The sequence below is a fragment of the Mesonia mobilis DSM 19841 genome (genome assembly GCF_000423405.1).
In the GTDB taxonomy this organism is placed as follows: Bacteria; Bacteroidota; Bacteroidia; order Flavobacteriales; family Flavobacteriaceae; genus Mesonia; species Mesonia mobilis.
In genome coordinates this window covers 350,099-365,602 of record NZ_KE384013.1, presented here as the reverse complement: position 1 = coordinate 365,602, position 15,504 = coordinate 350,099, and the positions used below count along the sequence as shown (strand labels likewise).

The window sequence follows — 15,504 nt, the reverse complement described above, 5'->3', positions numbered from 1 at the left end:
AAATATTATGATCCTTTTATCCTACTTCAGTAATCATTAAATCTAAACCAAGACGAATAATTTCTTGCGCCTCAATTTTAGATGTATTCACATAATCTACCAACGCAAAATCTTCCGGTATTACTTCATATATACCAAGATTCTCCATTTTTTCGATATCACCAGTCATACAAGCTTTTAGTAATTGCATTGGATAAACATCTAAAGGCATTACCTCTTCCATTTCTCCAGTCACTACTAATGCTCTCTCTTCACCGTTTAAGTTGGTATTCACATCATATTTCTTATTCGGGAACATCCAAGAAAGTGAAGTCTTAGACATCGAGTGAATATTGTTATATGTAAATGGTAACCAACCAAACATTCTGTAATTATTTCCTTCAGGAATTACAGTTACCGTGTTATCGTAAAAACCAACAAACTGATTATTTGTTAATCTTAGACCGGTTAACATATCTCCAGAAATAATACGAGATGCAGACTCGTTCACTTCACCTACTAACGCAGAAACGTTAGTACCTAAAAGCGTTCTAAAGTATTTTTTATCTTTTGCATCTGCTCCAACTACAGCGATCGTACGTTTTGCATCGAATTTACCAGTCAAGAACAAACGACCAATAATCGCAACATCTTCAGGACCTACCGTCCAAACACGATCTCCGCCATTAATTGGCTCAGTTTCATGAACATGAACCCCAACATTACCTGCCGGATGCGGACCAGAAACATTTAAAATCTCTACGTCTTGAATATCTTTTAAATTTGACGACTTTTTATTTACCGCCAAATAAACCTTACCAGCAGTAAGCTTCTTTAAAGCTTTTATACCTTCTTGAAATTCTGCTTTTTGATCTTGTAAAATAAATTCAGGATCTGCAGCTAAAGGAGCTGTATTGTAAACTGAAATATAAATTGCTTTAGGAGCATCTTCCGGATTAGCGATAATATCGTAAGGACGTTGCTTAATAAAAGCACCACAACCGCTCTCAAAAATTCTCGTTTTCACAGCTTCAGCATCTGAAGATTCAGCGCTCATAGTACCGTATTCTTTATAAGAATTAACAGCATCTGCTTCAATAACAATTTCTAAAACACGACGTTTTGCTCCTCGAACAACTTCTACGATTGTCCCACTAACAGGAGAAGAAAATTTAACAGCTTCGTTATACTTTGAAAAGAAGATTACTTCACCTGCTTGTACTTTAGCTCCTTCTTTTAAAACAAGCTTAGGAACAACAGCGTGAAAATCTGGAGGCTTAATAGCAAAGGTCTTTGATCTCGGAGCTTCAACAAGCGTTTGCTCTGCTTCACCCTTAAATCGCAAATTAAGACCTTTTTTAACTTTAATGTCTTTTGACATAATTCTGTTATAAGTTAATATTCGCGGTTGCAAATTTAATAATTAAATCCTCATGTTATAGCCTTGTTAAATGGAAGTTATTTATTTATACCAATTCTAAATAAAGACGCTTCAGTTTTAAGCAAAATAGTATTTACGAAAAGTTTTTAATTATATTTAGGCCAAATTTCAGTAGTTATATTTCATGAAAAATCTATTCAACAATATTTGTTTTCTTCTTATTGCATATTCAGGTATTTCTCAGGCTTTAGAAACCACTCCGCCAGATTATATTAGAACTATACAATTTCAGGGAAATTCACAATTTAGTGGAACTCCCATTATTGCTCTAGGAGAAACACTAAGCATTTCTTTTGATGATTTAATTGGTGATGAAGCCGATTATTACTACACCATCGAACATTACGATTTTAACTGGCAACCTTCCAACTTAGCTAAGAATGAATATATGGAAGGTTTTGATAATATGAGAATTTTAAATTATCAAAACTCTTTTAATACCCTACAGATATATTCGCATTACACCTTAAACATTCCTAACAGAAACACCCGAAGACTTAAGGTTAGTGGTAATTATATGCTGAAAATTTTTAACGACGATAAAGAGTTGGTCTTCTCCAGAAAATTTATGGTTTACGAAGATATTGCCTTGGTAAAAGCTGAAATTAAACGTTCGAGAAATCTTAAATTTATCGACACCAAACAGGTGGTTTATTTTTCGGTCGATGGTTCTGATCAAATCATTTTTAGAAACCCCGATCAAAATTTGAAAACGCTTATTATTCAGAATAACAATTTACAAACTTCGATTTACAATCTTAAACCTCAATATTCTTTAGGGAATGAACTGGTTTATCGTTACGATCAAGAAGCTGCTTTCTGGGGCGGTAACGAATACCTAGAATTTGATAATAAAGATGTAAGGGCCGCAACGATGAATATTAGAAGTATCGAACTTAAGGATATTTACAATACTTACTTATTTACCAACAAAAATCGTTCTTATGATCCGTACACCTACGATCCCGACATTAACGGTCAGTTTCGAGTAAATACAATTCAAGGAGAAGATCCCACGATCGAAGCTGAATATACTTGGGTACACTTTTCTTTAGCGAATTATGAAAAACTAAAAGGTGGCGAAATTCATATCTACGGAAATTTCAACAATTTTAATTTAGATGAATCTACCAAACTCCCTTACAATTCTAAACGCGATGTTTTTGAAGGTAAACGTTTATTTAAACAAGGTTTTTATAACTACAAATACGTTTTATTAATGCCCGACGGAAGTATCGATGAAGGTTTTAATAGTGGTAATTTCGACGAAACCGAAAACCAATATACCATCTTAGCTTATTACCGTGAAGTCGGTGGTCGCTATGATCGTATTGTTGGAGTTGGAAGCGCTAACAGCAGAAATATTAGCAATTAATTTTTACGGAGAAATCTAGGTTCGTAAAAAAGTATCGAAGCCACCAATGCCTTAACTGTGAAACTCCTCTTGAGAAAGAAGATAATATTGCAGTTATTGCGGACAGTTAAACTCGAATAAAAAACTGAGTTTCAACGATTTTTTCAATGAATTCTTCGGAAGTATTTTTTCTTACGATTCTAGAATTTACCGTACGTTAAATGTACTCATTTTTAAGCCCGGTAAAATTTCTTTAGAATACATTAAAGGTAAGCGAGCTAAATACGCAAACCCTTTTCGGTTTTACCTAAGCGTTTCAATTATTTTCTTTTTACTTTACGGTCTCTCTTTAAACAACAACAGAGATGATGTGTTTATTGATGTTGGCAATCAAAACAACGCTACCATTGAAGATTACAAAAAGATCAAACTACTTGCTGAAAACGAATTAGACACGCTTGGTTTTACTGAAAGATCGACCAAGAAAATTGAAATTTACTTAGCATTCGATAAATTAAATTCTGAAAAAAGCATTTCAAAATCTCTAGAAGAGCTTGACCATAAAGACAATTTTTACAACCGCTGATTATTTAAAAGAGCGATCGCAGTTGACAAAGTAATGACAGAACCCGGCTCATTTACCAGTTATGCAATAGGCAAATTACCATTTATTATCTTCTTTTTTATACCGGTATTCACGTTTATTTTATGGCTTACTTTTGCCGAACAAATTACACGTATATGGAACATTTGGTATTTGCTTTCCACTCACAAACGATGCTCTTTTTCTTAATGTGTTTTAGCGTATTTTTTCATTATCTTTTCAATTCAAACTGGTTAACTGTTTTATTTATTTTAAGTTACGCCGTCTATCTATTTTTTGCTTTGAGAGGATTTTACAAACAAGGCATTTTAAAAACCCTCTTTAAATTTGTGTTTTTAAATGTTATATTTGCTATATTAGCAATCACAACAACAGGCTTAGCTATTTTGGCTTCCTTTGCAGTTTATTAAAATGATTCAACAAGTTACCAGAGGAATAAAAATTTCTGTAAAGACTAGTTTTCAAGGTACTTTCTTGAAAAACTACCAAATTCATTTTGCCTTTGGTTACCAAATCACTATCGAAAATCAAAGCAACGATTCTGTACAACTCAATTCACGTTTTTGGAAGATCAAAGACTCTTTAAACAAAAATCTAATTGTTAAAGGCGAAGGAGTTATTGGTAAAAAACCGGTTTTAAAACCCGGTGAATCTCATACTTACACCAGTGGTTGCCAACTTACCTCTCCGTTTGGAGCTATGAGCGGCTACTACGATATGATTAATTTTACTTCAACAAGAAAGTTTAAAGTAAATATTCCTTCATTTAAATTGAGCGCTCCGTTTGCTTTAAACTAAAATTTTTTCTCGTATTTATTTTACAAGTTCCAATCGTAATTGAAGATTACGCATATCATACCCATGCTCGTTAAATATTTCTGAAAAAGATTTATACGCTGGATTTTCAGCTAAAAAATAGCGAAGAAAAGATTCTGCTTCATAATCATCACTCTGCCTTTCCGTTAATGCTGGTCCTCTAGCAAACTCATCGTCTTCGACAAATTCCATTTGCTCATTTACCTCGCCTAAAAACTCAACTCCAATTGCAATTCCTTCTTCGTAAAAAGGTATATAGCTATTTATATCAACAGATATTTCATCTTTATGATAACGATTTACAAAAAAGACATCACTACTAAATAATTTCCCGAATACCGCCTCGCTTTTAGCATCGTACTTATAAATATTTAAACGCATTGCAGAACGCTTCTCCTGCAGTTCTTTTCTTTTGTGATTAAAACCCCTGCTTTTATTAAAAAAGATCGTAATCTTATTAAAGAAACTATTTTTAATCTTTTCATTAGGAAACAACACACTAACAAACTCTTGCTCAACTCTTAGTGGAAAGCTACCAAAATTCTTAGTTGTCTTTTCTTCTTTAACTACTGTCGTCTCTCTCGTTTTTTCGATTACAACTTCATTTAACTCATCAATTTTTGGCGACAAGTAAACCTCAGGCTTTAAGTTACTGACCAACGATTCGTAAGCCTCAAATCCCATTGCTTCAATTCTAATTACAGTGTCATCTTCAATATTATTAGGTATTCGAAATTCTCCATTACCATTCGCATAAAGTCCTTTACCGTTGTAGAAAATACTAGCATACGAAATCGGCCTATGAGATTCTACATCCAAAATTTTAAACGATTGCGAATAAGATTTTACACAAATAAGACTTACTATAATTAGAAATAGAACATTTTTCATTTTTTAATTCATTTACAACTTCAACATAAAGACTTAGACAAATGATGAATATTACGCGCTCCGTTTGCTTTAAACTAAAAGTTTCGTTGTCGTTTCACCTTTTAAAAGGTTTTCAAACTTCATTTTAATTTCATTTTCCTCAAATTTCACTTGTGTGATACTCGTTGTTTTTAGTAAACCACGATCGATAATAAATCCGTTATTTTTATCATTTTTACCGGCTTCGTGATGAAATTGCCAAACTTTTTCTGAAGTTATTTCTACTAAATTTTGTTTTGAAATAAAATCGTCAAACCACTCATGCCGTTCTTTTTTCATTGCTGAAGTGTACGTCATCGATGCCGACCAAATATGAGGTTTTACTGGTAAATTAGAAAGTTTCACCTCATCGCCATTCCAACTTAATTGCTGAAGCTCTAATTTCTCTTGCCAAGAAACATAGATCATGGTAAATGGCTCGATTCCGACAAAATCATAATTTTCAACCGCTTTATTAAAATCTGAAGCCAAGAGTAGATCTTTCAGAACCACGCCTCTACTCTTTCGGTAATCTTTTTGTCGTTGATGTGCTTTTTCAGCTCCATTCATTAAACAAATTAATTTTTGTTGTTCACTAACAGCGATCCAAGTTCCGCCGGCAATTTCATCTTTCGGATAAAGAAGTTGAATGCCATTTTCAGTATAAACTTCAGGTGCTAAAGTTGGTCGGTTACTTGCTTCATCTCGATTAGAAGTAAAAATAAATTCTGTTGAATTTTCTACGGAAGGAATAAAAGATATTGTACACATATATTCAAAAATAACATAACTACTTCAGCCTTAATAAAACTTAACAGAAATTAATAAAACCTTACATTCTTGTGAGTTTTAAGTTCTTAGATTTTATCTATCTTTATCCAAACAATTATTAACAATAAAAAACCAAAATACATTATGGGGAAAGGATTTTTTCACGTTCCGCCGGCTAACAACGAACCCGTTAAAAGTTACGCACCCGGAACCCCGGAAAGAGAAGAAGTATTACTCACTTATAAAGATTTATATAACAAAAATGTAGATGTGCCACTTTATATAGGTTCTGAAGAAATTAGAACTAAAAAAACGGCAACGATGCATCCGCCACACGATCATAAACACAACTTAGGTGTTTATCATTTAGCTGAAAAAAAACATATCGAAAAAGCGATCGATGTTGCTTTAGAAGCTCGTAAAAAATGGGCTAAATTAGAGTGGGAACAACGCGCTGCGGTATTTTTAAAAGCTGCCGATTTAATTTCTGGTCCTTACCGTTATAAATTAAATGCAGCGACAATGATCGGGCAGTCTAAAAATATTTATCAGGCAGAAATTGATTCAGCTTGTGAGATTGCAGATTTCTTACGTTTTAACGTAGAATACATGTCTGAGATCTACAACGACCAACCAGAATCTGACGAAACTGCTTGGAACCGTGTTGAACACAGACCATTAGAAGGGTTTGTTTATGCTGTAACTCCGTTTAACTTTACCGCAATTGCCGGTAACTTACCTTCTGCACCGGCATTAATGGGGAATGTTGCAATCTGGAAACCTAGCGACAGCCAAGTATTTTCTGCGGAAATTTTAATGCAAGTATTTAAAGAAGCAGGTGTACCAGATGGTGTGATTAATATGGTTATGGGTGATCCTGCAATGATTACCGATGTCATCTTAAAAAGTCCAGATTTTGCCGGAATTCATTATACCGGAAGTACCGAAGTATTTAAAGATATTTGGGCAAAAATCGGAAACAACATTCACACTTATAAAACTTACCCTAGAATTGTAGGAGAAACCGGTGGTAAAGATTTTATCATTGCTCACCCTTCTGCAAACCCTAAAGAAGTTTCTACCGCAATTTCTAGAGGTGCTTTTGAATATCAAGGGCAGAAATGTAGTGCTGCTTCGAGAATATATTTACCAAAAAGCTTATGGCCTCAGATTAAAGAAGAACTGATCGAAGATATTTCATCGTTTAAAATGGGTTCTCCTGAAGATATGAGCAACTTTATCAATGCGGTGATTCACGAGCGTTCTTTCGATAAATTAGCGAAGTATATCGACCAAGCTAAAAAAGATAAGAAAGCAGAAATTATTATTGGTGGTAACTACGATAAATCTGTAGGTTATTTTGTTGAACCAACGGTAATCGTAACTACAGACCCACACTACACGACCATGGAAACTGAGTTATTCGGTCCTGTGGTGACTATCTATGTTTACGAAGATGAAAAGTGGGAAGAAACTTTAGTCGAAGTAGATAATACAAGTGCTTACGCATTAACCGGAGCGGTTTTCTCTAAAGATCGCTACGCTGCTGCACAAGCAACCGATATGTTACAAAATTCTGCAGGTAACTTCTACATTAACGATAAATGTACCGGAGCTGTGGTTGGAAGACAACCTTTTGGTGGAGCAAGAGCCAGCGGAACTAACGACAAAGCAGGTTCTAAATTAAACTTACAACGTTGGGTATCTCAACGCTTAATTAAAGAAACTTTTGTACCGGCAACCGATTATAGATATCCGTTTATGGACTAATTTCTTTTCTGAAGAAAAACAAAAAAGCCTCACAATTTAGTGAGGCTTTTTTTATGAATTCAAATGAAATGATTATTACTTTAATTAACCTTTAAACTTCATCGGAAGATGCACTACTTTTTTGGTTTCAAAAAAGTCTTCTTCAAAATAATCTGATAAATTATAAATTTTAGCGGTTTCATATTTCGCTAACTCTTCAGAAAGATCTCCGCCTTTCAAGTACAAAATTCCGTTTTTGAGTTCATGGTTACTTTTCTTTTTAATTTTTCCTTTTACCCAACGCACAAAAGTTTCCATTTGAGCTACGGCACGACTTACAATAAAATCATATTGCTCATCAATTTCTTCAACTCGACAATTAGAAGTTTTTACATTTTCTAACCCCAAGCCTTCTTTTACTTCATTTACCACTTTAATCTTTTTACCGATACTATCTACTAAATGAAATTGTGTTTCAGGAAAAAGAATCGCTAACGGAATACCGGGAAAACCACCTCCGGTTCCTACATCCATCACCGTAGAACCCGGTTGAAATTGCTGCACTTTTGCAATACCCAACGAATGCAAAACGTGACGCAAATAGATCTCGTCGATATCTTTACGCGAAACCACATTGATCTTTAGGTTCCAATCTTTATAAAGGTCTTTTAACTTCGTGAACTTCTCGAGTTGATCTTCAGTTAAATCGGGAAAATATTTAAGTACTTCTTTCAAGGGAATATTTTTTGACAAAATTAAAGGAATATCTCTAATGCTAAAATTGATTTTTATTTTCTTCGTTCTTTTCTAATTCTACAATTTTTTGATGGTTCCAATCGCCAAGAAAATCATCGTCTCTCGCATCGATATTTTTAAAGATTTCAGCTTTACCATACATTGTAATTACATCGCCGGCATTAATAACATCGTCACCACCCGGAGCACCAATATATTCGCCTTTTTTCTGCTGAATACCCAACACATTTATCCCTTCACTTTTTAAATCTAACTCTAATAATGTCTTCCCGGCTAACCAACTGGTTTTACGTACACGTAATTCTGAAATTTGATATTCTCCCGATAAATGCAAAATTGCCGCATAATCCTTTACATCGATATTGGTATATTTTTTTAAAGCTCTATCGATCATTTTCGACAACCAACGATCGACCACCTTACTTTTAATTGCAAACCATAAGGCTGAAAGTGCCACCACAATAAATATTAAACTATAGACTAATGAACTACGATTATTTGGCAGTAAAAAAGTTAACATTAACGAAGATAAAGTAGTAATGATCCCCGCATTACCAATAAGCATGAGCATATACACAATTTTTCTACGTACGGGATGGTTCATTAATTTTTCACTTTCTTGTGAAGTATAACCAGAACCCGTGTAAGCAGAACGCGCTTGAAACTTAGCAATCTCGGTAGATAAACCGGTATGCATTAATGCAATGGCAGCCACTTTGGTGACCAAAGCTGAAAGTGTAATTATTACGAATAGTGAAACTGCCGCCAACATAACTGCGTAAATTTATTTAGAGTGAACGCTGAAGTACTAAAAATAGAATAAAATTCGTTTTAAAAATAGATAATTGAATCTTTATGAATAGAAAGGCGTTTATTATAGCGATTAATTTTTAACTTTGAACACATTTAAGGAATCTATAACAATGACACAATCTGCCATAAAATTTTCTAGAGTAGACTCTGCAAAATTCTTCAGAACTTTAAATAAACGAGTAAATAGTTACTTTAAAGAAAATAATATAAAGAGAACCGGTAATTGGAAACTTCATTTAAAGACCATTATCATGTTCTCCCTATTTCTTACTCCGTATTTTATAATGCTTACCTTAGACATTTCACAATGGTGGATGCTTTTGTTAACTATCGTGATGGGAGTCGGGATGGCCGGAGTTGGGATGAATGTAATGCACGATGCCAATCACGGATCGTATTCTTCAAAAAAATGGGTAAATAAAATTATGGGCGGCAGCATGTATATTCTTGCCGGTAATGTTTACAATTGGCAAGTACAGCACAATGTACTTCACCATACCTACACTAATATTCACGGTCACGATGAAGATTTAGAAGCCGGTCGTGTAATTCGTTTTAGCGAACATTCAAAGTGGAGACGTTTTCATAAATTTCAGCATTATTATTCTGTTTTCTTATACGGTTTACTTACGTTTAATTGGGTAATTACTACCGATTTTAAACAAACCCGCAGGTATTTAAAAAGAAAACTCGCGTACGGTAAAATGCCTAGCCCAATAAGACAATGGAGTACATTAGCGATCACGAAAGCACTTTATATTGCCATTTGGATCATTCTCCCTATGATCATTATGAATATTGCTTGGTGGAAGATCTTACTCGGCTTTTTTATTATGCATTATACTGCCGGACTTATTTTGAGCATCGTTTTTCAATTAGCGCACGTGGTCGAAAATACACAAATGCCACTCCCTGACGATAAAGGTTCAATGAAAAACACTTGGGCAATTCATCAATTGTTTACCACAGTAAATTTTTCAACAAAAAATAGAATTGTCAACTGGTTTACCGGTGGTTTAAACCATCAGGTAGAACATCATATTTTCCCGAATATTAGTCATATTCACTATTCAAAAATTTCAAAAATCGTTAAAGAAACGGCTAAGGAATGTAACCTTCCTTACCACGAATATAAAACAACCCGCGCCGCAATTATTGCTCATTTCAAGCATTTAAAAGAAATGGGAACAAAACCGGCAATTACTGTTTAAACTAAAACCTATCTAAAAAACCCATGCAACACCAAGAACTCTCGGAAAGAATTAACAAGCTAGAAACTTCTGCAACTTTAGCTATGGCAGCAAAAGCACGCGAATTAAGAGCTGAAGGAAAAAAAATTATTGGCTTAAGTTTAGGTGAACCCGATTTTAACACACCAGATTTTATTAAAGAAGCGGCGATCCAGGCGATCAACGATAATTACAATTCGTACACGCCGGTTGATGGTTATGTTGAATTGAAAGAAGCCATCATCGAGAAATTTGAAAGAGATAATAAATTAACTTACAAACCTTCTCAAATCGTAGTTTCTACCGGTGCAAAACAATCATTAGCAAACGTTGCGATGGTGATGCTTAACCCGGGAGATGAAGTGATTTTACCTTGCCCTTACTGGGTAAGTTACCGAGATATCGTAAAAATTGCTGAAGGAACTCCGGTAGAAGTTAAAACTTCAATCGAGAACGACTTTAAAATGACTCCGCAGCAATTAGAAGAAGCGATTACACCGCAAACAAAAATGCTTTGGTTTAGTTCTCCTTGTAATCCTAGCGGTTCACTTTACAGCACTGAAGAATTAAGAGCTCTAGCCGATGTTTTACAAAAGCATCCGCAAATTATTGTAGTGAGTGATGAGATTTACGAGCATATTAATTTTTCCGGTGGTCACGCTTCTATGGCACAATTTGACGATATGTATGATCGTACCGTTACTGTAAACGGTGTTTCTAAAGCATTTGCCATGACGGGATGGCGAATTGGTTATATTGGCGCTCCAGAATATATCGCGAGAGCGTGTAATAAAATTCAAGGACAAATTACCAGCGGTGCCAACTGTATCGCGCAACGTGCAACGATTACTGCACTAAAAGCACCGGTTAGCAAAATTCAATACATGATCGATAAATTTAAAGAGCGTCGTACGCTAATTTTAGATTTATTAAATGAAGTTGAAGGCTTTAAATGTAACGAACCCGAAGGTGCTTTTTATGTATTTCCTAATGTTTCTGCTTTATTCGGAAAAACGTTTAAAGGAAACAAAATTGAAAATGCCACCGATCTTTCGATGTATTTACTAGAAGAAGCACAAGTTGCTACTGTAACCGGTGAAGCTTTCGGTAACCCGGATTGTATCCGAATTTCTTACGCTGCCAGCGAAGATGATATTAAAAATGCCATCGCTCAGATTAAAGAAGCTTTAGCATAAGTTCATAAATTATTTATACTGAAAAAGCCTTATCGAAATGATAAGGCTTTTTTTATGATTAAAATTTACTTTCTATATTTCACTTTTAATTTTACTAAAGGATTGGTAAACATATTAGGCTTAAAATAAGAACGCCTGCGTTGTTTCTTCCAAGGTTTTCCTCGAAAACTCCCCCAAGTTAAAGCTTCTTTGGAATGCGCGTAAACTTGATACGGATAGGTTGAAAACATCGATTCTGTAGGTTTTATGTGTTCCGGTTTTATGGTTTCGACACCTATGCAAATTCCTTCAACCGGATAAAGAATATTTAAATCTTCAACTTCAATTTTTACAGTGTTACGTTTATTTTTAGGCTGAATTAAAATAGGTTCTGCCACTAACAGATTTCCCGGTTTTCTTTTTTCAACATCAAAAGCATAAAACTTCACTAAAAAATAAGCTTGATAACTTTTCCATTTCTTATTCTGCTCCTTGTTCTTCTTAAAAAACAATTGTACTTCGGTAAGTTTTCCTGCTCGGCGTTCTTCATTTTTTATCCAGACGCAAACTTCAGTACCATAAGCTTTCGAATGACGGTAATCGCCTTTACGCTTAAATCCTATTTTTCTTGCTGAAGTATATTTTGCTTTCTTAACTTGAAGTTGAACGGTTTCTATTTCTGCTCGTTCTTGCTGAAGTAAAATCTCTTCGGAAGTAGAATTTAATTGATGTACAGGAATTAATTTTGACCGATAACCTACGTAAGAAATCAACAAAGTATCTGTTTTGTTTTCTTCTGAAAGTTGAAGCTGAAAAACGCCTTGTTGATCTGTACTAGTTCCTTCATCTGAATGTAAATACGTAATATTCACATAAAGCAAAGTTTCTTGCGTAAGGCTATCTTTTACAATTCCTGAAACTTCTTGCGCTTGTAAACCCAAAGAAATAAACAGCAAAAAGTAAACTATTAACCTCATCGATTATCTATTTCGCCAGAAGAAAGGAGTTAGAATAATTAAAACTGTAAAGAGTTCTAAACGACCGATAAGCATTAAAAATGCGCACCACCATTTTCCGGGAGAAGGCAAAGCATCAAAATTATTCACCGGACTTAAAGCCCCAAACGCCGGACCAATATTACCTAACGAAGATGCGGCACCACCAATAGAAGTAGGAAAATCTAAACCTAACGAGGCTAAACCAATCGCACCGATAATAAATGCCAGCATATATAAAATAAAGAAACCAAGAATATTAAATACGATTTCTCCTTTAATGCTTCTTCCGTTATAGCGAACCGGCAAAATAGCGTTAGGATGCAAGGTTCGTTTAAATTCTGTAATTCCGTTTCGAATCATGATGATATGTCTCACTACTTTTACTCCACCTGAAGTTGAACCCGCAGAACCGCCTAAGAAGAACATTCCGAAGAAAAATATGGTAAGAAAGGGCGTCCATAAACTAAAATCTGCAGACACAAAACCGGTTGTAGTAATTACGGTTAACACCTGAAACAACGCGTGACGAAAAGCGCTTTCTGCTTCACCCCAAACCATTGGGTGTGCAATTGAAGATACGCCAACATCAGCTTCAAAATAAATTAATAAAGCAGCAATAGCCGTAAAACCAAATACAAATATGCAATACCATTTAAACTCTTCATCTCGTAAAACCTTTTGCACTCTTCCTTTAAAACTAAAGTAACTCAAGACAAAGTTAGTACCTGCCAAAAACATAAAAACGATTAGAATGTATTGAATGATGGGTTGATCGTTCCAATAAGCAGCACTGGCATTTTTGGTTGAAAAACCTCCGGTAGAAAGTGTACTTAACGCGTGATTAATTGCATCGAAAAAGCTCATCCCGGCAACCTTTAGCAAAATGGTTTCTGCAAAAGTATAACCTACGTAGATAAACCATAAACGTTTTGCGGTATCGGTAATTCTAGGTTTTAGTTTATCGGCACTTGGGCCTGGAGCTTCAGCAGCGAATAACTGCATCCCGCCGATTCCTAAAAGCGGTAAAATTGCAACGGCAAGTACGATAATTCCCATTCCGCCAATCCAATGGGTAAGGCTTCGCCAAAAGAGAATCCCTTCAGGAATTACTTCAATATCATTTAAAATCGTGGCTCCGGTTGTGGTGTAACCCGACATGGTTTCGAAAAAAGCATTGGTTACGGTTGGAATGGCTTCAGAAAAAAGATACGGTAACATTCCGCTGAGCGCCATAAAAATCCACCCAAAAGTCACAATAATGTAACCTTCACGCTTTTTCATTTCTTTACGGTGATTTCGGGTAAAAAACATAAGTGCCATCCCTAAAAGCATCGTCGTGATGGCTGCTCCTAAAATCTGAACGGTTACTCCATCTGCATAATACCAACTTACTAAACAAGCAAAAATCATAAAGCCGCCGTTACAAACTAACAGCAAACCCATAATATGCAGAATAATTTTATAGTTGAGTTTTGGCATTACAAGAAGAGTTTTTCTACTTTTTTAATCGATCTTGGCAAGCAACAAACCACTACTCGATCGCCCTCCTGAATTCTAAAATCGCCAAGAGTAATTAATCCTTTTCCGTTTCTTATTACTCCGCCAATAATTGACGATCTCGGAAAATCGATATTTTTTATTTTCTTGTTACAAACTTTAGAAGATGGATTAACGATAAACTCTAACAATTCTGCATTCATATTGTTAAGCTTGGTCATCGCTACTACTTCACCTTTTCTTACATACCTAAAAATATTGTTAGCGGCTAACAGCTTTTTATTGATAAGGGTATTGATCCCGATCGAATGACTCAGCTGAAAATAATCCATATTTTCTACTAGAGCGATGGTTTTTCTTACCGTTTTCGATTTAGCAACCAACGAAGACATGATATTGGTTTCAGAATTACCGGTTAATGCGATAAACGCATCCATATCGTGAATATTCTCTTCTTCTAACAATTCAACATTGCGACCATCACCATTAATCACTAATACTTTGGGTAATTCATCGGCAAGATCGAAGGCTTTTTCTTTATCGTGCTCAATAAGCTTTACGTTGAATTTTGATTCACTTAGATCTTTAGCGGTTCTTCTTCCTATTTTACTTCCGCCGAGAATCATTATATTTTTAATGTCTTGCTTTACTTTTCCGGTGAGTTTAAACAGTTCTTCAACACCGTCTTGTGTAGTGATAAAGTAAACTTGATCGCCTTCTCTAAACTGCGTATCGCCTCGTGGAATTAACGTATATTGTGTACTAAATCGTTGAATAGCGATCGGCACAAAATGAACTTCCGGAAAAATTTCTGCAGCTTCTTTTACACTTTTACGAACAAATGAAGCATTTCTTGAAAGTTTAAAACCAACCATCGTTAACGCACCATCTTCAAACTGAAAGGTATCATTAAACGCAGATTGATCTAAGAGTAATTTTATTTCTTTTGCGGCTAAAGCTTCAGGAGAAATTAATTCATCTATCCCAAATCGCTTAAAGCCAATTTCATCTTTATTTTCTAAAAATTCTGTATTCGATATTCTGGCAACGGTTCTTTTAGCACCTAATTGCTTGGCTAGCACACAAACCGTAATATTAGTAGTTTCACTAGAAGTTACACTTATAACAAGATCTACCCCATTAATTTGCGCATCGTTTAAAACCTTTATCGAAGTAGCGTCTCCTTTAATGGTTCTAATATCTAAATGCGTATCGGCGTATTCTAAATTATATTTATCGGTATCGATTAAGGTAATATCTTGAGATTCAAAAGATAATAGTTTAGCTAAATGAAATCCTACTTCTCCCGCTCCCGCAATAATAATCTTCATATAAACATGAAATTTTTCAGAAAGTAACAAAGATAGGTTAAATTATAAATATGAAGTAAAAGCTTAGGGTGCAATTTTTTAA

15 protein-coding genes and 1 pseudogene are annotated in these 15,504 nt (G+C 34.9%); 8 read left to right on the top strand and 8 right to left on the bottom strand.

Going from position 1 to position 15,504, the window contains the following annotated elements; all coding sequences use genetic code 11:
* Positions 1–16: 16 nt before the first annotated feature.
* Positions 17–1,360, bottom strand: a complete 1,344-nt coding sequence (locus tag G551_RS0114125) for a Na(+)-translocating NADH-quinone reductase subunit A (protein WP_027886168.1) — start codon at positions 1,358–1,360, stop codon at positions 17–19.
* 184 nt (positions 1,361–1,544) lie between these two features.
* On the opposite strand from G551_RS0114125, the gene G551_RS0114120 reads away from it, so the two are divergent.
* The 5 genes and pseudogenes from G551_RS0114120 to apaG all read left to right on the top strand — a co-directional run bounded on the left by G551_RS0114120 (position 1,545) and on the right by apaG (position 4,176).
* Entirely contained in the window at positions 1,545–2,795 is a 1,251-nt protein-coding gene (locus G551_RS0114120) for a type IX secretion system plug protein (RefSeq protein WP_027886167.1), read from the top strand.
* 124 nt (positions 2,796–2,919) lie between these two features.
* Positions 2,920–3,045: pseudogene (locus tag G551_RS17000) on the top strand (DUF3667 domain-containing protein); the annotation flags it as partial.
* Positions 3,046–3,144: 99 nt separating this feature from the next.
* Positions 3,145–3,360, top strand: a complete 216-nt coding sequence (locus tag G551_RS16860; protein WP_027886166.1) for a hypothetical protein — start codon at positions 3,145–3,147, stop codon at positions 3,358–3,360.
* A gap of 155 nt (positions 3,361–3,515) precedes the next feature.
* A complete protein-coding gene (locus G551_RS0114110; protein ID WP_027886165.1) occupies positions 3,516–3,788 on the top strand; it encodes a hypothetical protein in 273 nt (90 codons plus the stop codon).
* 1 nt (position 3,789) lies between these two features.
* Entirely contained in the window at positions 3,790–4,176 is a 387-nt protein-coding gene (gene apaG, locus G551_RS0114105; RefSeq protein ID WP_027886164.1) for a Co2+/Mg2+ efflux protein ApaG, read from the top strand.
* Between the two features lie 15 nt (positions 4,177–4,191).
* Here the strand turns inward: apaG and G551_RS0114100 are convergent, their stop codons facing one another.
* Together G551_RS0114100 and G551_RS0114095 are read right to left on the bottom strand one after the other, a co-directional pair.
* Positions 4,192–5,013 (bottom strand): peptidase associated/transthyretin-like domain-containing protein, encoded by an 822-nt coding sequence (locus G551_RS0114100; RefSeq protein WP_027886163.1) that lies wholly within the window; start codon positions 5,011–5,013, stop codon positions 4,192–4,194.
* Between the two features lie 141 nt (positions 5,014–5,154).
* Entirely contained in the window at positions 5,155–5,874 is a 720-nt protein-coding gene (locus G551_RS0114095; protein WP_027886162.1) for an NRDE family protein, read from the bottom strand.
* A gap of 144 nt (positions 5,875–6,018) precedes the next feature.
* Between G551_RS0114095 and pruA the strand changes: the two genes are divergently transcribed.
* The gene (gene pruA / locus G551_RS0114090; RefSeq protein ID WP_027886161.1) at positions 6,019–7,644 is read left to right on the top strand and encodes an L-glutamate gamma-semialdehyde dehydrogenase; all 1,626 of its coding nucleotides are present in this window, start codon (positions 6,019–6,021) and stop codon (positions 7,642–7,644) included.
* Positions 7,645–7,728: 84 nt separating this feature from the next.
* On the opposite strand, the gene rsmG is transcribed toward pruA, so the two are convergent.
* Both rsmG and G551_RS0114080 read right to left on the bottom strand, forming a co-directional pair.
* Positions 7,729–8,358: a 16S rRNA (guanine(527)-N(7))-methyltransferase RsmG gene (gene rsmG / locus G551_RS0114085; protein WP_027886160.1), complete on the bottom strand. Its 630-nt coding sequence runs from the start codon at positions 8,356–8,358 to the stop codon at positions 7,729–7,731.
* 40 nt (positions 8,359–8,398) lie between these two features.
* Positions 8,399–9,151 (bottom strand): cation:proton antiporter regulatory subunit, encoded by a 753-nt coding sequence (locus G551_RS0114080; protein ID WP_027886159.1) that lies wholly within the window; start codon positions 9,149–9,151, stop codon positions 8,399–8,401.
* A gap of 151 nt (positions 9,152–9,302) precedes the next feature.
* Between G551_RS0114080 and G551_RS0114075 the strand changes: the two genes are divergently transcribed.
* Positions 9,303–10,403: a fatty acid desaturase family protein gene (locus G551_RS0114075; RefSeq protein WP_027886158.1), complete on the top strand. Its 1,101-nt coding sequence runs from the start codon at positions 9,303–9,305 to the stop codon at positions 10,401–10,403.
* Positions 10,404–10,426: 23 nt separating this feature from the next.
* A complete protein-coding gene (locus G551_RS0114070) occupies positions 10,427–11,617 on the top strand; it encodes a pyridoxal phosphate-dependent aminotransferase (protein WP_027886157.1) in 1,191 nt (396 codons plus the stop codon).
* A gap of 65 nt (positions 11,618–11,682) precedes the next feature.
* On the opposite strand, the gene G551_RS0114065 is transcribed toward G551_RS0114070, so the two are convergent.
* From G551_RS0114065 to trkA, 3 genes are read right to left on the bottom strand one after another with little or no spacing between them, the layout of a single operon-like run.
* Positions 11,683–12,573, bottom strand: coding sequence for a carboxypeptidase-like regulatory domain-containing protein (locus G551_RS0114065; protein ID WP_084626420.1), 891 nt, complete (start codon positions 12,571–12,573; stop codon positions 11,683–11,685).
* Positions 12,574–12,576: 3 nt separating this feature from the next.
* On the bottom strand, positions 12,577–14,073 hold the full coding sequence (locus tag G551_RS0114060) for a TrkH family potassium uptake protein (RefSeq protein WP_027886155.1): 1,497 nt from the start codon (positions 14,071–14,073) through the stop codon (positions 12,577–12,579).
* Complete coding sequence (gene trkA / locus G551_RS0114055) at positions 14,073–15,422, bottom strand: Trk system potassium transporter TrkA (protein WP_027886154.1); 1,350 nt, start codon at positions 15,420–15,422, stop codon at positions 14,073–14,075. Before trkA ends, G551_RS0114060 begins: the two co-directional genes overlap by 1 nt.
* Positions 15,423–15,504: the final 82 nt, after the last annotated feature.

What these genes read in the sequence shown, in the direction of transcription:
- G551_RS0114110 (WP_027886165.1), top strand. Translation starts at nt 3,516, where the DNA reads ATGGAACATTTGGTATTTGCTTTCCACTCACAAACGATGCTCTTTTTC.
- apaG (WP_027886164.1), top strand. Translation starts at nt 3,790, where the DNA reads ATGATTCAACAAGTTACCAGAGGAATAAAAATTTCTGTAAAGACTAGT.
- G551_RS0114065 (WP_084626420.1), bottom strand. Translation starts at nt 12,573, where the DNA reads ATGAGGTTAATAGTTTACTTTTTGCTGTTTATTTCTTTGGGTTTACAA.
- G551_RS0114075 (WP_027886158.1), top strand. Translation starts at nt 9,303, where the DNA reads ATGACACAATCTGCCATAAAATTTTCTAGAGTAGACTCTGCAAAATTC.
- G551_RS0114080 (WP_027886159.1), bottom strand. Translation starts at nt 9,151, where the DNA reads ATGTTGGCGGCAGTTTCACTATTCGTAATAATTACACTTTCAGCTTTG.
- pruA (WP_027886161.1), top strand. Translation starts at nt 6,019, where the DNA reads ATGGGGAAAGGATTTTTTCACGTTCCGCCGGCTAACAACGAACCCGTT.
- G551_RS0114095 (WP_027886162.1), bottom strand. Translation starts at nt 5,874, where the DNA reads ATGTGTACAATATCTTTTATTCCTTCCGTAGAAAATTCAACAGAATTT.
- G551_RS0114070 (WP_027886157.1), top strand. Translation starts at nt 10,427, where the DNA reads ATGCAACACCAAGAACTCTCGGAAAGAATTAACAAGCTAGAAACTTCT.
- G551_RS0114060 (WP_027886155.1), bottom strand. Translation starts at nt 14,073, where the DNA reads ATGCCAAAACTCAACTATAAAATTATTCTGCATATTATGGGTTTGCTG.
- G551_RS0114125 (WP_027886168.1), bottom strand. Translation starts at nt 1,360, where the DNA reads ATGTCAAAAGACATTAAAGTTAAAAAAGGTCTTAATTTGCGATTTAAG.
- trkA (WP_027886154.1), bottom strand. Translation starts at nt 15,422, where the DNA reads ATGAAGATTATTATTGCGGGAGCGGGAGAAGTAGGATTTCATTTAGCT.
- G551_RS0114120 (WP_027886167.1), top strand. Translation starts at nt 1,545, where the DNA reads ATGAAAAATCTATTCAACAATATTTGTTTTCTTCTTATTGCATATTCA.